The sequence below is a fragment of the Mesorhizobium sp. CNPSo 4684 genome (assembly GCF_057784315.1).
Map to the genome: position 1 here is coordinate 39,953 of NZ_JBWLUX010000014.1, position 15,251 is coordinate 55,203.

Sequence of the window (15,251 nt, forward strand, 5' to 3'; positions counted from 1 at the left end):
GCCCTCAAGCGCTCTTGCGCAGGTCGGGCTGCCTGGCAAACAGCTCGCGGAAGACCGGGTATATGTCGGCCGGCGCGGCAATGCGCCTCATCTGGAAGTTCGGCCATTTGCCGTCGACGGCGTTGTAGGCGCGCCAAAGCGACGTGCCGTTCTCGGTCGAGCCGAAAATGTGGCTTTCCCGTTCGTCGATGATCTCCACATAGGCGAAATACTGGCAAAGCCGCATGAGCTTGCGGTCGAGCAGTTCTATGCAGCGCTCGGAGTCGGTGGCGAAATTGTCGCCGTCGGAGGCCTGGGCGGCATAGATGTTCCATTCGGACGCCGGATAGCGCTCTTCGATGATGCGATGCATCTCCTCGAGCGCCGTGGAAACGACGGTGCCGCCGCTCTGGGTGTGGTGAAAGAAGGTGTGCTCGTCCACTTCCTGGGCTTCATGGGTGTGGCGAATGAAAACGAGTTCCGTCCGCTCATAACGCCGCGTCAGGAACAGATGCAGCAGCACGAAGAAGCGTTTGGCCAGATCCTTCTCGCGCTCGCCCATCGATCCGGAGACGTCCATCAGGCAGAACATGACGGCGCTGGCATTCGGCCGCGGCTGAGGGTCGAAGCGATTGAAGCGAATGTCGACCGGATCGACATAGGCGATCCGCCTGCGCCGGCGCTCCAGCCGATCGAGCTCTTCGCGCAGAGCCTCGATGCGTTCGCCTGTCTTTGCCCCCGGCGGCCTGGATTCCAGCTCGGCGATCTGCTGGGCGATGGCGTCCACGTCGGCCTGCTTTGGACGCCTGAGCGCGATGCGGCGCCCGTGGCTGTTGCGCATCGTGCGCCCGACATTGATGTTGGTCGGCGCGCCGCTTGCCGCGAAGCCCGCCCGCCTCGGCTTGAAGCTGAGTATCTGCTTGAGGCTGAGCTTGACCAGATCCGGCAGCTCGAGGTCCTCGAAGAAGAGGTCGAGCACTTCCTCGCGCGACAGCACGAAGCGGAAGTCGTCCTCGGATTCCGTGGTCCCCGGAGCCGAGCCGTAGCCTCCGCCGCCGCCAGGCTTGTCGATAAGATCGCCAGGGCTGAACGTCCGGTTGCCGGGCAGGATATGCTGGCGCCGGCCGCTGTCCTTGTCGTCGCCGAAGGTCGGTTCACCGGTGCCCTTGCGCGGAATCGGCACGGCGTGCTCGCGATCGAGCTCGGCGATGCCGCCGGCGCGGACCTTGTCGCGGATGCTGCGCTTGAGCTCTTCGCGGGCGCGCCTGAGGAAGCGCTGGCGATTCCCAAGGCTTTTGTCCTTCGGGTTCAGGCGACGGTCGATGAAGATCGGCATGGAACCGTCCCGGCTTTGCTCAACCCGCTTTGTTCACGCGCATGTACCAGTCGACCAACCGGCGCACCTGCCGCTGGGTATAGCCGCGTTCCACCATCCGCTGCACGAATTCGTTGTGCCGCTTCTCCGTGACGCTGTCCTGCTTGGAGCCGAAGCTGATCACCGGCAGCAGGTCCTCGACCTGGCCGAACATGCGCTTCTCGATGACCTCGCGAAGCTTTTCGTAGCTCGTCCAGGACGGATTGCGGCCATGGTTGCGTGCCCGGGCGCGCAAGGTGAATTTGACCACTTCGTTGCGGAAGTCCTTGGGATTGGCGATGCCGGCCGGCTTCTCGACCTGCGACAACTCCTTGTCCAGGACCTCACGGTTGAGAATCTGCCCGGTGTCGGGGTCCTTGTAGTCCTGATCCTCGATCCAGGCATCGGCATAGGCGATATAGCGGTCGAAGAGGTTCTGACCGTACTCGCTGTAGGATTCCAGATAGGCTTTCTGGATCTCGTGACCGATGAACTCGGCATAGCGGGCCGCGAGTTCCGACTTGATGAATTCGAGATAGGCGGCTTCCGTTTGCTTCGGGAATTGCTCGCGCTTGATCGCCTCCTCGAGGATGTACATCAGGTGCACGGGGTCGGCCGCCACCTCCTTGGTGTCGTAATTGAACGTCTGCGACAGGATCTTGAAGGCGAAGCGCGTGCTGACCCCGGTCATGCCCTCGTCGACGCCGGCGGCGTCGCGATATTCCTGGACCGACTTGGCTTTCGGATCGACCTCCTTGAGGTTCTCGCCGTCATAGGCGCGCATCTTGGTGTAGAGCGACGAGTTCTCGTGTTCGGCAAGACGGGTCGAGACGGTGAAGCGGCTGAGAATGTCCAGCACTTCCGGGGCGCAGGGGCTGCTTGCCAGTTCGCTTTCGCGCAGCAGCTTCTCGTAGATTTGCCTTTCCTCGGTGATGCGCAGGCAATAGGGAACCTTGACCACGAGGATGCGGTCGAGGAAGGCCTCGTTGTTCTTGTTGTTCTTGAACTGCTGCCATTCCGATTCGTTGGAATGGGCAACGACGATGCCCTGATAGGGGAAGGCGCCGAAATTCTCGGTGCCGTTGTAGCTGCCTTCCTGGGTTGCCGTCAGCAATGGGTGCAGCACCTTGATGGGCGCCTTGAACATCTCGACGAATTCGAGCAGCCCTTGCGTGGTCCGGTTGAGGCCGCCGCTGTATGAATAGGCGTCAGGATCCGATTGGCTGAAATTCTCCAACTGCCTGATGTCGACCTTGCCGACCAGCGCCGAGACGTCCTGATTGTTCTCGTCGCCGGGCTCGGTCTTGGCGATGGCGACCTGCCGCAGCCGCGACGGCATCAGCTTGACGACGCTGAATTTGGAGATGTCGCCCGACAGTTCGTCGAGGCGCTTGGCCGCCCAGGGCGAAATCAGTCCGTTCAGGCGGCGGCGGGCGATGCCGTATTTATCCTCCAGCAGATCGCCCATGCGGTCGGGATGGAAAAGGCCGAGCGGCGATTCGAAGACGGGGCTGATCTTGTTGCCGGCCTTCAGCGTGTAGATCGGGCGCTCCTCCATCAGCTTCTTCAGCCGTTCAGCCAGCGAGGATTTGCCGCCGCCGACCGGACCGAGGAGATAGAGGATCTGCTTGCGCTCCTCGAGCCCCTGCGAGGCGTAGCGGAAATATCCGGCGATGCGCTCGATCGTATCCTCCATTCCGTAGAAATCGGAAAAGGAGGGATAGACCTTGACGGTGCGGTTGGAGAAAATGCGACCGAGTCGCTCGTCCTTGCTGGTGTCGATCAGGTTCGGTTCGCCGATGGCCTCGACCATACGCTCTGGCGCCGAGGCATACATGGATTTGTCCTCGCGGCAGGCAAGCAGATATTGCTGGAGACTGATCTCTTCCTGGGCAGCGTTGGAATAAATCTCCGAAAACAGGTCGAAGACGTCTGATTGATTCTCGCGCATGATGCTTCGCCTCGGAGCCGACCGGCAGCCAATCGGCTCATCACTCCATCAACTGCCGGAAAGCAGTGTGGTTCCCTTCTCCTGAAGGGACAGTGCACCGCACTCCGACATTGGCCTTCGGGGATGCCCGATTCGGCCGAAAATGCTCGCCTAATAAGATACGTGGTGATTGCTGGCGGAGCGTCAAGGAGAGGATTTGTTTTCGCACCGAAAGTTGTCATTTTTGGTTCGTAGATGAGTTGCGTGGCGAGCGTCCGCGCGCTGTCGCCTAAACTTGGCCGGAGATGACGATGATCGATCGACGCAGCTTCATCGCGGCATCCATCGCAGCGATGCTGGCTGCCGGTGGAACGGCAGCTAAGCCGCAGCGCCAGCCGCAACCGCAGACGTTCGACTATGGACCGGCCAAGCTCGACATTTACGCGCCGGCCGGCGCGAAGAACCTGCCGGTGGTGTTTTTCGTCCATGGCGGCGCCTGGCGGTTCGGCAAGCGCAGCCAGGTCGGCGCCAAGCCGGGTTTCCTGCTCGCCAATGGCTTCGTGTTCGTCTCGATCGACTACCGCATGCTGCCGGAAGCCGATGTCGCAGCCGAGGCCGGCGATGTGGAAAAGGCCTACGCCTATGTGCGCGCCAACATCGCCCGGCATGGCGGCGATCCCAACCGCATCGTCGGCATGGGCCATTCGGCCGGCTGCCATCTGATCGCGCTGACCGGCATGCGCGGCAGACTGCCCGGCGTCGCCGCGCTGATCCTCGACGACACCAGGGCCTATGATCTTGCCGCGCTATCCAGGAATGGCGGCATGGTTCGGGCCTATGCGCGTGTCTTCTCCGACCCGGCACAATGGGCGGCTCTGTCGCCGGCGAGCTATGTCGACGGGCGCAAGCATCCGCCGACCTTCATCGCCTATTCGCGCGCCGATGGCCGCGAAGAGCAATCGACGGCCTTTGCCAAGCGCCTGCGCGCCACCGGCACGGCGGTGACGCTGTTCGACGGTAGCGCATACACGCATATGTCGATCAACCATGACTTTGGCGAGGACGGCGATGCGTTGACGGCCGCCGCGCTGGCATTCCTGAAATCGACGGTCGCCTGATCCCGCAAGCGGCCTGGATCAGACCAAAAGTCCGGCGGGATATTGCCGCGCCGGTGCGCTTAGGTGCATTGCTGCTGACTGTCGAACCGAGGAAGAATTTCATGAATGGCGCCGACCTGCTGTGTGACGTGCTGCTGGCCAATGATGTCACCGTCTGTTTCGCCAACCCCGGCACGTCGGAAATGCATTTCGTTGCCGCACTCGACCGCAAGCCTGAGATGCGGTGCGTGCTCGGCCTTTTCGAAGGCGTGGTGACGGGTGCAGCCGACGGCTATGCGCGCATGACCGATCGCCCGGCGGCTACGCTGCTGCATACCGGGCCGGGCCTGGCCAATGGGCTGGCCAATATGCACAACGCAAGGCGTGCGCGCAGCCCAATGATCAACATTGTCGGCGACCACGCCTCCTACCATTTGCCGCTTGATGCGCCGCTGACCAGCGACATAGAGGGTCTGGCGGCGCCGATGTCGAATTGGGTCGGCCGCGTCAAAGGCCCGGCCGATATCGTGCCTGCCGCGGAGGCCGCTTTCCGCGCCTCGTTGACCCCACCTGGTGTTACGACGCTGATCCTGCCGGCGGACGCCGCCTGGGGCGAGGTCGACGCAATTTCACCTGGCAAGGTCAAGCTGGCGCCGTTGCCCGCTGTCGACATGGCGGCCGTGGGCAAGGTCGCCGAAGCAATCCGCGCCGAGCCGGGCCGTGTCGGCATGGTGGTGCGCGGGCAGGCGGCGCGGGCCGATGCGCTTGAAATCGCAGGTCGAATCGCGGCGACCGGCGGTGTCCGCCTGTTCAGCGAGGTTCTGATCGCCCGCATGCAGCGCGGCCGCGGGCGATTCGCGCCGACGCGCATTCCCTATCCGGTCGATGCGGCGACAACGACCCTCCGGGATATCGACGTGCTGGTGCTGGTCGGGGCGAAGGAGCCGGTGGCGTTCTTTGCCTATCCTGGCAAGCCGGGACGGCTGGTTCCAGACGATTGCCAGGTGCTCTCGCTGGCGGCGCATGGCGAGGATCTGAAGGCGGCGCTGGAGGCGCTTGCCGACGAGCTCGGCATCAAGCCGACGCAGCAGTTCACCGCTGCAACGGCCTTTCCAGACGAGCCGACGCCAAGCGGCAGACTGACGGACGATGCAATCGCACTGTCGGTTGCGCGCAAGCTCCCCGCCAATGCCATCGTCTGTGACGAAGCGGTCACCTCGGCCAGGCGATCCTTTGCGCTGTCGGCATATGCGGCCCCGCACGACTACATGATGGGCACGGGCGGATCGATCGGCGGCGGCATTCCGATGGCAACCGGGGCGGCGATCGCCTGTCCGGACCGCAAGGTGATCAATCTCGAGGCCGACGGCAGCGGCATGTACACGGTGCAGGGACTGTGGACGCAGGCGAGGGAAAAGCTCGACGTTGTCACAATCGTGTTTTCCAACCGGACCTACGCCATTCTGCATGGCGAGATGACGAATGTCGGTGTCAATTCGATCGGCGAGAACGCCAGGCGTATGCTCGATCTCGACCATCCCGCGCTGGACTGGGTTGCACTGGCCAATGGCATGGGTGTCGAGGCGGCCCGCGCCGATACGTGCGAACGCTTCGACGCGCTGCTCGACAGCGCGCTGTCGCGACCCGGACCGTTTCTCATCGAAGCGGTGATCTAGAGCATGATTCCGAAAAGTGGAAACCGGTTTTCGGAAGAGATCATGCTCCGACAGAGAGTTGGATCAGGATTCGATCAAACGTCATCCTGATCCAACGCTTACCAGCGGGTCTTTTCGCCTGGGGCTGCCGGTTCGATGGCCAGCGCATGGACGCCGGCCTTCAGCTCCGCCGCCAGCAGTTCGTTGACGGCGCGGTGGCGGTCGATGCGGCTCATGCCCGCAAAGACGGGCGAGACGATGCGGACACGGAAATGCGTCTCGCCGGTGCCGTCATAGGCGCCGTGATGGTCGGAGCCGTGGTGATGGTGGCCGGCATGGAGATGACTTTCATTGACGATAACCAGCCGCTCCGGCGAAAACGCCTTGTTCAGCTTGTCTTCCATGGTCGCCTGTATGGACATCGCCGTTTCCCTTCACCATATCTGCAAGGGGTGATCGGGAAATCGGGATCGATCTCGCCGGGCCGCCTCAAAAATCACCATTCGCCCTGCTTTATGCCGCGATTCAGCGGTTAGGGCGATCATCGCGAAAATGTCAATTCTTGTTTCGCACGTGCGAACAGCCCATAAATGGGTGAGATGAAATCGTACCCCAAATATTTCGAGAAGATTCGGATCCGTCCCGAAAAGGACGCGGAGCTGAAGTCGCGCTCGCCAATCTGCCAGTGGGACGGCTGCAAGGAGGCAGGCACCCATCGCGCGCCGGTCGGTCGCATGAAGGAGGGCGAGTATTTTCAGTTCTGCTTCGACCACGTGCGCGAATACAACAAGGGTTTCAATTACTTCTCCGGCGTGCCGGATACCGAGATCGCCCGCTTCCAGAAGGAGGCGATGACCGGCCACCGGCCGACATGGAAGATGGGCCTCGCCGGCGCTTCGACACGCTCCTCCCCCGATATGGCGCAGATGCGCTCCGGCCGCGCTGGCTATTACAACCGTATGCGCGACCCGTTCGACCTGTTCAAAGGCCCGAAAGACCCGCGCGAGGCGCGCGAACGCAAGGCCAAGCCGCTTGAGGCCAAGGCGCTGGAAACGCTTGGCCTTGATACAAAGGCGACTGGCAAGGACATCAAGGCGCGCTATAAGGAACTTGTGAAGCGCCACCATCCGGATGCGAATGGCGGCGACAGAGGTTCGGAAGACCGGTTCCGCGATGTGCTGCAGGCCTATCGCGTGCTCAAGCAGGCGGGTTTGTGCTGAGCGACCCAACGGTTCGTGTCGCTTTCCAACTTTCATAGGGGTGGAAAAGGCTCTAAGACCGCCCCCGGACAAAATCGATTGCCGGCGAAATCAGGCTTTTCGCCCGTGGAGACGTGGATAGAGATGAACAAGGTCGATCGCGACATCGCCAATTTGCCGGACACGACGGTGTCGGTGAAAGAAAAATTCGGCTTCGAGTCCAAGATGGTGGTGCCGGCCTATTCGGTAACCAGCGAGCACGTGCCGGACATCGATCCGGACTATCTGTTCGACAAGGCGACGACGCTGGCGATCCTTGCCGGCTTTGCCTACAACCGCCGCGTCATGGTGTCTGGCTATCACGGCACCGGCAAGTCGACCCACATCGAACAGGTCGCCGCCCGCCTCAACTGGCCTTGCGTGCGCGTCAACCTCGACAGCCATGTCAGCCGTATCGACCTCGTCGGCAAGGACGCCATCGTCGTCAAGGACGGCTTGCAGATCACCGAATTCCGCGACGGCATCTTGCCCTGGGCCTACCAACACAATGTCGCGCTGTGCTTCGACGAGTATGATGCCGGCCGTCCCGACGTGATGTTCGTCATCCAGCGCGTGCTGGAATCGTCGGGCCGCCTGACGCTGCTCGACCAGAGCCGGGTCATTCGCCCGCATCCGGCGTTCCGGCTGTTTTCGACCGCCAACACGGTTGGCCTTGGCGACACCACCGGCCTCTATCACGGCACGCAGCAGATCAACCAGGCGCAGATGGATCGCTGGTCGATCGTCACCACGCTGAACTATCTGCCGCACGACAATGAAGTGAACATCGTGCTGGCCAAGGCCAAGCACTATCGCGACGGCAAGGGCAAGGACATCGTCAACAAGATGGTGCGCGTCGCCGACATGACGCGCTCGGCCTTCATCAATGGCGATCTGTCGACGGTGATGAGCCCGCGTACCGTGATCACCTGGGCCGAAAATGCCGAGATCTTCGGCAATATCGGCATGGCGTTCCGGCTGACCTTCCTCAACAAGTGCGACGAGCTGGAGCGTTCGGTGGTGGCCGAGTTCTACCAGCGCGCCTTCGGCGAGGATCTGCCCGAGAGCGCCGCCAACGTGGTGCTGGGGTAAGCAGAGCCTCGATGGCGGGTCCGGGCGACAACACGCGCAACAAGTCGAAAACGGGCTCTGAAGCCGACAGCTTCAAGCGCGCCGTCACCGTCTGCATGCGCGCCATAGCCGGCGACAAGGAGCTCGAGGTCGGTTTCGCCAAGGACAGGCCCGCACTTGCCGGCAGCCGCGCCCGCTTGCCGGAACTGCCTAAGAAAGCCTCGAAAGAGGATATCGCCATCACCCGCGGGCTCGGCGATTCCATGGCGCTGAAGCGGGCCTGCCACGATCAGCGCATCCACACCAAGCTGGCGCCGGAAGGCAAGCTGGCGCGCTCGATCTATGACGCGGTCGAGCAGGCCCGGGTCGAAGCGATCGGCAGCCGCGCCATGCTGGGCGTCGCCGACAATATCGGCTCGATGCTGGAGGACAAATACGCCAAGGCCAATCTCGTCGACGTCAAGGACAAGGCCGACGCGCCGATCGAGGAGGCGCTTGCGCTCATGGTGCGCGAGAAGCTGACCGGCCGGCCGATCCCGAAGAGCGGCGAGCGGCTGGTCGAACTCTGGCGCCCCTGGGTCGAGGAGAAGGCCAAGGCCGACCTCGACGGACTGTCAGCCAAGCTCGGCGACCAGCAGGCCTTCGCTCGCGTCGTGCGCGACATGCTTGCGTCCATGGAGATGGCCGAGGAACTCGGCGACGACCAGGAGACCGAAGACTCCGAGGACAATGACGAGAACCAGCCGCAAGGCGAGGAGCAAAGCGAGGAGGGCGGCGAAGACGATTCCGGCTCCGAGCAGTCGCAGTCCGAGGATGCCGAAGCGTCGGCCGACGACGAACAGTCCTCCGAGACGGAGGCGTCCGACGCCACCGCCGACGATTTGTCCGACGATGACGATGCGGACGCCGAAACGCCGGGCGAAGCGCGCCGCAACGACAATCCCTTCACCAATCTGCCGAAGGAAATCGACTACAAGGTCTTTACCGCCGCCTTCGACGAGACGGTCGGTGCGGAAGAGCTGTGCGAAGAGGAAGAACTCGACCGGCTGCGCGCCTTCCTTGACAAGCAGCTGGCCAATCTCTCCGGCGTCGTCGGGCGGCTCGCCAACCGGCTGCAGCGGCGCCTGATGGCGCAGCAGAACCGCTCCTGGGATTTCGACCTCGAGGAAGGCTATCTCGATCCGGCGCGCCTGGTGCGTGTCGTCATCGACCCGATGCAGCCGCTGTCGTTCAAGCAGGAGCGCGACACCAAGTTCCGCGACACGGTGGTGACGCTGGTGCTCGACAATTCGGGCTCGATGCGTGGCCGGCCGATCACGGTTGCCGCCACCTGCGCCGACATATTGGCGCGCACGCTGGAACGGTGCGGTGTCTCGGTCGAAATCCTCGGCTTCACCACGCGGGCGTGGAAAGGCGGCCAGGCGCGCGAAAAATGGCTGAAGGACGGCAAGCCGCCGAACCCCGGCCGGCTCAACGATCTGCGCCACATCATCTACAAATCCGCCGACCATCCTTGGCGGCGGGCGCGCCGCAATCTCGGCCTGATGATGCGCGAGGGCCTGCTCAAGGAAAACATCGACGGCGAGGCGTTGCTGTGGGCGCACAACCGGCTGATCGCCCGGCCCGAACAGCGCAAGATCCTGATGATGATCTCGGACGGCGCGCCGGTCGACGATTCGACGCTGTCGGTCAACCCGGGCAATTATCTCGAGCGCCATTTGCGCGCCGTCATCGAGCTGATCGAGGCGCGCTCGCCGGTCGAGCTTCTGGCCATCGGCATCGGTCATGACGTCACCCGCTATTACCGGCGCGCCGTCACCATCGTCGATGCCGAGGAACTGGCCGGCGCCATGACCGAGCAGCTGGCCTCGCTGTTTGCCGAGGAAAACGCGCGCGACACGCGCCGCGGCGGCTATCGGCGCGCGGGATGATCTTCTTGCGCGGCGGCTTCAGGCAGACGTTTTTCGCCGCCACTGCCTTGTTCGGCATGGCTCTGCCGGCATTTGCCGCGGGACGTACTCCGGTCGAGGCGGTCGAAGTCTCGGCCCGGCCGATCACCATCTTCCATATCGGCAGCGCCGACAAACAGTTCGGCCCGCTGGAATTCGTCGGCGGGCTGGAGATGACGTCGCCGACGCGTGACTTCGGTGCGCTGTCGGCGTTTCGTTTTCTCAAGCCCGGCGGCGATTTCATTGGTGTCGCCGATACCGGCTTCTGGTTTTTCGGCACCATAACCCACGACGCCGACAAGCGGCCGTCCGGCATCCAGAATTTCCGCATGCAGCAGATGGTCGATGCATCGGGCCGGCCGATCGACAAGAAATGGCAGGTCGACGCCGAAGGCCTGGCCGTCAAGGACGGCATCGCTACCGTCGGCTTCGAGCGCGACCAGCGCGTCGCCCAGTTCAAGATCGACCCGGACAATATGAAGGCGCCGTTCAAGCAGCTGAACTTCCTGGTTCCGGCCCGGGAACTCAGGCAGAACCGCGGCTTCGAGACGGTCACCCACGCCAATCCCTACGGCCAGCACGGGGGCGGGCTGGTCGTGGTCTCGGAAAAGAGCCTCGACAAGGCCGGCAATATCTATGCCGCCATCATCGAAGGGCCGCACAAGGGCGTCTTCACCGTCAAGCGCAATGGCGATTTCGATATCACCGACGGCGCCTTCCTGCCGGATGGCGACCTGCTGCTGCTGGAGCGCAGTTTTTCGATGGCCGGCGGGGTGAAGATGCGGCTCAGACGCATCTATGGCGAAAGCGTCGAGAAGGGCGCGGTTGCCGACGGACCGGTGCTGATGGAAGCCGATATGGGCTATCAGATCGACAATATGGAAGGGCTCGACGTCTGGACCCGCGACGACGGTGCGGTGATGGTGTCGCTGATCTCGGACGACAACCACTCGATCCTGCAGCGCAACCTCTATCTGGAATTCATCCTGCGCCAGGATTGATTGAGCTCAGTCCCGCTCGCCGGTCGTCATTCTTCCTGCATTTCTCACTCACTCTCGTGTGGCTTCTTGTCGTCGGTCCGCGCGACATCAAAAATACTTAAGTCCCGGCTTGACTATTCGAATCGCTGATCTAATACTCAAGTCCATGCTTAACCATTCCAAGATCGACAGCATCCTGAGGGCTCTTGTCGAGCCCACGCGCCGCCAGATCGTGGAAAGGCTGAGCCGCGGACCGGCGACCGTCAGCCAACTGGCGGAGCCGTTCGGCATGACCTTTGCCGCCGTGTTGCAGCATCTGCAGGCGCTGGAAGCCTGCGGGCTGATCCGCAGTGAAAAGATCGGGCGGGTGCGCACCTGCCGGATCGAACCGGGCGGACTCGCTCCGCTCGCCGACTGGATCGCGGAACGCCGCATTCCGGCCGAACGCCATCTCGATCGTCTTGGCCAGATCCTGGCCGAGACGGACCCCGAAGACCAATCCCCCAAGAAAAATCAGGACAAGGACCAAGCACCATGAACCAGATCGCCCCCGTAGACGGGCACTCCGTCATCCACTCCACCTTCACCATCGAGCGCACCTATCCCCAGTCGCCGGCCAAAGTCTTCCATGCCTTTGCCGACAAGGAGACGGTGCGGCGCTGGCGCGTCGAAGGCCACGGCTTCACCATCGCCGAATTCAGCTTCGACTTCCGTGTCGGCGGCGCCGAGGTGTCGCGGTTCAGCTACCAGGGTGGCCCGGAGATCAGGCTCGACGCGCAGTTCCAGGACATCGTTCCGAACCAGCGTATCGTGTTTTCCTACAGGATGGCAGTCGGGACGCAGCCCATGTCGGCCTCGCTGACCACGGTCGAGCTGGCCCCGTCGGGTGAGGGCACCCGTCTGACCTTCACCGAACAGGGCGTGTTCTTCGATGGCGTCGATTCGGCGCAAGGCCGGGAAGAGGGTACGCGCGGGCTGTTGGAAGCCCTTGCTGCCGAACTGTCGAGATAGGTTTCATCAACAAGCGGGTGGTATTGAAGGCTATCCGCCCGCCTTTGCCGCTAAGACGGCAGACTATCGCGGGTTCGTTGCGATCCAGATGACATGGCGCGCGCCGCGCTTGCCGTTGGCGCGCGTCTTCACTTCTTCCACCGCAAAGCCCGCCTGCTTGAGCCTGCGCGTGAAGCCATTGTCGGGCCCTTGCGACCACACCGCCAGCACACCGCCGGGCTTGAGCGCGGAGCGAGCGGCGGCGAGGCCGGCGGCGCCGTAGAGGGCGTCATTGCCCTTGTAGACGATGCCTTCGGGACCATTGTCGACGTCGAGCAGGATGGCGTCCCAGGCCGCCTTGTCGGATCTTATGATGTGGCCAACATCGGCCTCAAGGACGGTCACGCGGGGATCGTCAAGGCAGCCGTCGAAAAGCTCTGCCATCGGGCCGCGCGCCCAGGCGACGACGGCAGGCACCAATTCGGCGACGGTGACGCCTGCGTCGGGGCCCAACTCGGTGAGGGCGGCGCGCAGCGTAAAACCCATGCCGAGGCCGCCGATCAGGATTTTCGGTCGGCTGTGTCTGGCAATCCTGTCGCAGGAGAGTTTTGCCAGCGCTTGCTCGGAACCGCTGAGGCGGCTGTTCATCAGCTCATTGGTGCCGAGCATGATGGAGAATTCAGCGCCGCGCTGCTTTAAGCGCAGTTCCTGGGCGCCGTCGGGCGTCTTTGCACTGTCGAGCTGGACCCAGGGGATCACGGCCTAGACCGCGATCGCCGGCTGGCTCCAGCGGGCGGCGAGCAACCGGTAGGGGATCAGCGCCACCACGGCGATGATCAGCTTCACCGAGAGGTCGCCGAGCGCCCAGGACACCCAGCGCAGGGTTTCCACCGGCAGCACACCCATCAGCGGCGCGGTCTCCAGCGCAAAGGTGTCATTGGGGCCGGCAAAGGCGAAGAGGGCGGAAAAGGCGACGCTGAAGAACACCGCCGTGTCGAATACCGAGCCGACCAGGGTGCCGACGATCGGGGCGCGCCACCAGTTCTGCCGGCGCAGCCGGTTGAACACGGTGACGTCGAGCAATTGCGCACAAAGGAACGCCGCACCCGAAGCCGCCGCAATGCGTACCAGCCGCTCGGCTGCGGTCTCGAATTCGATCAGGCCGTGGCGAAACAGGAAGGGCGGGACGAGGATCGAGCAGATCACCGCGGTCATGAAGCCGACAAAGACGATGCGGCGCGCCACGGTCGGGCCATAGCGGCGGTTGGCAAGGTCGGTGACCAGGAAGGAGAAGGGGTAGGTGAAGGCGCCCCAGGTCAGGATGTCGGCCAGCGACAGGCCGCCGACCTGGCCCTGCATCGGGAACTGCACGAGGATGTTCGATGCCACGACGACAAGCGCCATGGCGGCCACAAAGGGCAGATATCGCGAGAAGGAAGTCATTTTTTTATCCTGGGTAATGGAACCAGCCAGGCGCTATCCGAAATGCGGATCGCGCTGCCTTGCAAGTTTTGAGCATCGGATCGCTCCGATGCTCAAGGCGGTCGTCCCCCGCCTTAAAGTCTTCAAGCGGCGGGCTGGTCGGCCAGCTTCTTGGCGATCTGCTTCTTCAAGAGGCGCGCACGCTGCGACAGCTCCTTGGCGTCGGCCTTGGCCAGGAAGGCGTCGAGGCCACCGCGATGCTCGACCGAACGCAGCGCGTTGGCCGAAATGCGCAGGCGCACATTCTGGTTCAGCGCTTCCGAAATCAGCGTCACATTGACGAGGTTCGGCAGGAAACGGCGCTTGGTCTTGTTGTTGGCGTGGCTCACATTGTTGCCGGTCTGGACTGCCTTGGCAGTGAGTTCGCAGGTACGGGACATGGTTCTAACCTTCAGTTCTTTCTAAGCCTGCCAAACCATTTTCGCCCGCGCCGGGCGGCGCGCGGTTTCGGTCAGGCGGCCTTATGGAAAAGTTGGCGTTCCATAGTTGCATTTCGCCGAGGCGTCAAGCTCCGGCTTCCCTCGGGATGCGGCGGTCCTTTCATATAAAGGCCGAAATTCAGCCTATAAGCGGTCGCATAGGGACATGCCAGGCCGGAGTTGCCCATCTGCGGCTTGAAAATTCAAGGAACGATCCCCGCCATGCTTCGTCCGTCACATGCCGTTGTCGCGGTGCTTGCCGCTGCGTTGCCGACGTCAGCCCTCGCCGCCGCACCGGCAACTGCCCCGCAGTCCTTCAAGGGCGAATACACGGTGTCGTTCCTCGGCCTTTCGGTGGCCAAGGCGAAATTTAACAGCCACTACGAAGGCGATAGCTATTCCATCGACGGCACCGTCTCCAGCGCCGGTATCGCCACTTTGTTCGACGATACGAGCGGCACGATCTCGTCAAAGGGCAAGATCCTGGGCAAGCAGATGCAGCCAGAGGCGTTTCGCGCCGACTACAAGTCCGGCAAGAAGGCTTCCGTGGTCGATATCCGCTTTGCCAATGGCGCGGTTACCGCCACTCAGGTCATCCCCGAACCGAAAAAGCGCAATCCCAAGACCTGGATACCGCTGGGTGGCAAAGATCTGACATCGGTGCTCGACCCGATGGCCGCCACCGTCATCCATGCCGATAGCCTGGACAAGGTCTGCGGGCGCAAGGTGAAGTTCTATGATGGCGAGATGCGCGCCGACCTGACGCTGACCTATGCCTCGAAAGGCTCGATCTCGGTCAAGGGCTACAAGGGCGACACCGTGACCTGCAAGATGAGCTTCGAGCCGGTGGCGGGCTACCGAAAGGGCCGCAAGGCGCTGAATTACCTGAAGAACAAGAGCAAGATGATGGTGACGTTTGCGCCGGTCGGCCAAACCGGCGTATATGCGCCGATCCACGCCACGGTCGGGACGCAGATAGGCACCTTGACCGTCAGCGCGGGACGGTTCGAAGCTGTTGAATAATTTGTTTTTACGCAATTCCGGACAGAAAACCGCCGGACACTTTTCCTGGAATTGCTAGAGGCGCCTGGCGCGCCGCCGGAGACG

15 protein-coding genes are annotated in these 15,251 nt (G+C 62.8%); 9 read left to right on the forward strand and 6 right to left on the reverse strand.

The window, feature by feature from the left end:
- Nucleotides 1–4: 4 nt before the first annotated feature.
- Both AC04SG_RS14970 and AC04SG_RS14975 read right to left on the reverse strand, forming a co-directional pair.
- Nucleotides 5–1,315 carry a YeaH/YhbH family protein gene (locus tag AC04SG_RS14970; protein WP_112562199.1) on the reverse strand — a complete coding sequence of 437 codons (1,311 nt, stop codon included), beginning with the start codon at nt 1,313–1,315 and terminating at the stop codon, nt 5–7.
- A gap of 19 nt (nt 1,316–1,334) precedes the next feature.
- Nucleotides 1,335–3,284: a PrkA family serine protein kinase gene (locus AC04SG_RS14975; RefSeq protein WP_488551679.1), complete on the reverse strand. Its 1,950-nt coding sequence runs from the start codon at nt 3,282–3,284 to the stop codon at nt 1,335–1,337.
- A 290-nt stretch (nt 3,285–3,574) separates the two neighbouring features.
- On the opposite strand from AC04SG_RS14975, the gene AC04SG_RS14980 reads away from it, so the two are divergent.
- Both AC04SG_RS14980 and AC04SG_RS14985 read left to right on the forward strand, forming a co-directional pair.
- Nucleotides 3,575–4,381: an alpha/beta hydrolase gene (locus AC04SG_RS14980; RefSeq protein WP_488551680.1), complete on the forward strand. Its 807-nt coding sequence runs from the start codon at nt 3,575–3,577 to the stop codon at nt 4,379–4,381.
- 101 nt (nt 4,382–4,482) lie between these two features.
- Nucleotides 4,483–6,036, forward strand: a complete 1,554-nt coding sequence (locus AC04SG_RS14985; protein WP_488551681.1) for an acetolactate synthase large subunit — start codon at nt 4,483–4,485, stop codon at nt 6,034–6,036.
- Nucleotides 6,037–6,134: 98 nt separating this feature from the next.
- On the opposite strand, the gene AC04SG_RS14990 is transcribed toward AC04SG_RS14985, so the two are convergent.
- Nucleotides 6,135–6,437, reverse strand: a complete 303-nt coding sequence (locus tag AC04SG_RS14990; protein WP_192258319.1) for a BolA family protein — start codon at nt 6,435–6,437, stop codon at nt 6,135–6,137.
- A 168-nt stretch (nt 6,438–6,605) separates the two neighbouring features.
- Here AC04SG_RS14990 and AC04SG_RS14995 point away from each other — a divergent pair, with 168 nt between their 5' ends.
- The 6 genes from AC04SG_RS14995 to AC04SG_RS15020 all read left to right on the forward strand — a co-directional run bounded on the left by AC04SG_RS14995 (nt 6,606) and on the right by AC04SG_RS15020 (nt 12,264).
- Nucleotides 6,606–7,235 carry a J domain-containing protein gene (locus AC04SG_RS14995; protein WP_112562202.1) on the forward strand — a complete coding sequence of 210 codons (630 nt, stop codon included), beginning with the start codon at nt 6,606–6,608 and terminating at the stop codon, nt 7,233–7,235.
- A 123-nt stretch (nt 7,236–7,358) separates the two neighbouring features.
- Nucleotides 7,359–8,345 carry a cobaltochelatase subunit CobS gene (gene cobS / locus AC04SG_RS15000; RefSeq protein WP_112393311.1) on the forward strand — a complete coding sequence of 329 codons (987 nt, stop codon included), beginning with the start codon at nt 7,359–7,361 and terminating at the stop codon, nt 8,343–8,345.
- Nucleotides 8,346–8,356: 11 nt separating this feature from the next.
- On the forward strand, nt 8,357–10,255 hold the full coding sequence (gene cobT, locus AC04SG_RS15005) for a cobaltochelatase subunit CobT (RefSeq protein WP_488551682.1): 1,899 nt from the start codon (nt 8,357–8,359) through the stop codon (nt 10,253–10,255).
- Nucleotides 10,252–11,274 carry an esterase-like activity of phytase family protein gene (locus AC04SG_RS15010; RefSeq protein WP_488551683.1) on the forward strand — a complete coding sequence of 341 codons (1,023 nt, stop codon included), beginning with the start codon at nt 10,252–10,254 and terminating at the stop codon, nt 11,272–11,274. The genes cobT and AC04SG_RS15010 overlap by 4 nt, the downstream gene beginning before the upstream one ends.
- A 145-nt stretch (nt 11,275–11,419) precedes the next feature.
- Nucleotides 11,420–11,791 carry an ArsR/SmtB family transcription factor gene (locus tag AC04SG_RS15015; RefSeq protein WP_488551761.1) on the forward strand — a complete coding sequence of 124 codons (372 nt, stop codon included), beginning with the start codon at nt 11,420–11,422 and terminating at the stop codon, nt 11,789–11,791.
- Entirely contained in the window at nt 11,788–12,264 is a 477-nt protein-coding gene (locus tag AC04SG_RS15020; protein ID WP_488551684.1) for an SRPBCC family protein, read from the forward strand. Before AC04SG_RS15015 ends, AC04SG_RS15020 begins: the two co-directional genes overlap by 4 nt.
- 63 nt (nt 12,265–12,327) lie before the next feature.
- On the opposite strand, the gene AC04SG_RS15025 is transcribed toward AC04SG_RS15020, so the two are convergent.
- The 3 genes from AC04SG_RS15025 to rpmB all read right to left on the reverse strand — a co-directional run bounded on the left by AC04SG_RS15025 (nt 12,328) and on the right by rpmB (nt 14,105).
- Nucleotides 12,328–13,002: a hypothetical protein gene (locus tag AC04SG_RS15025; RefSeq protein ID WP_488551685.1), complete on the reverse strand. Its 675-nt coding sequence runs from the start codon at nt 13,000–13,002 to the stop codon at nt 12,328–12,330.
- A gap of 3 nt (nt 13,003–13,005) precedes the next feature.
- The gene (locus AC04SG_RS15030; protein WP_488551686.1) at nt 13,006–13,686 is read right to left on the reverse strand and encodes a queuosine precursor transporter; all 681 of its coding nucleotides are present in this window, start codon (nt 13,684–13,686) and stop codon (nt 13,006–13,008) included.
- 122 nt (nt 13,687–13,808) lie between these two features.
- Complete coding sequence (gene rpmB / locus AC04SG_RS15035) at nt 13,809–14,105, reverse strand: 50S ribosomal protein L28 (RefSeq protein ID WP_023670682.1); 297 nt, start codon at nt 14,103–14,105, stop codon at nt 13,809–13,811.
- A gap of 261 nt (nt 14,106–14,366) precedes the next feature.
- Here rpmB and AC04SG_RS15040 point away from each other — a divergent pair, with 261 nt between their 5' ends.
- Entirely contained in the window at nt 14,367–15,167 is an 801-nt protein-coding gene (locus tag AC04SG_RS15040) for a DUF3108 domain-containing protein (RefSeq protein WP_488551687.1), read from the forward strand.
- Nucleotides 15,168–15,251: the final 84 nt, after the last annotated feature.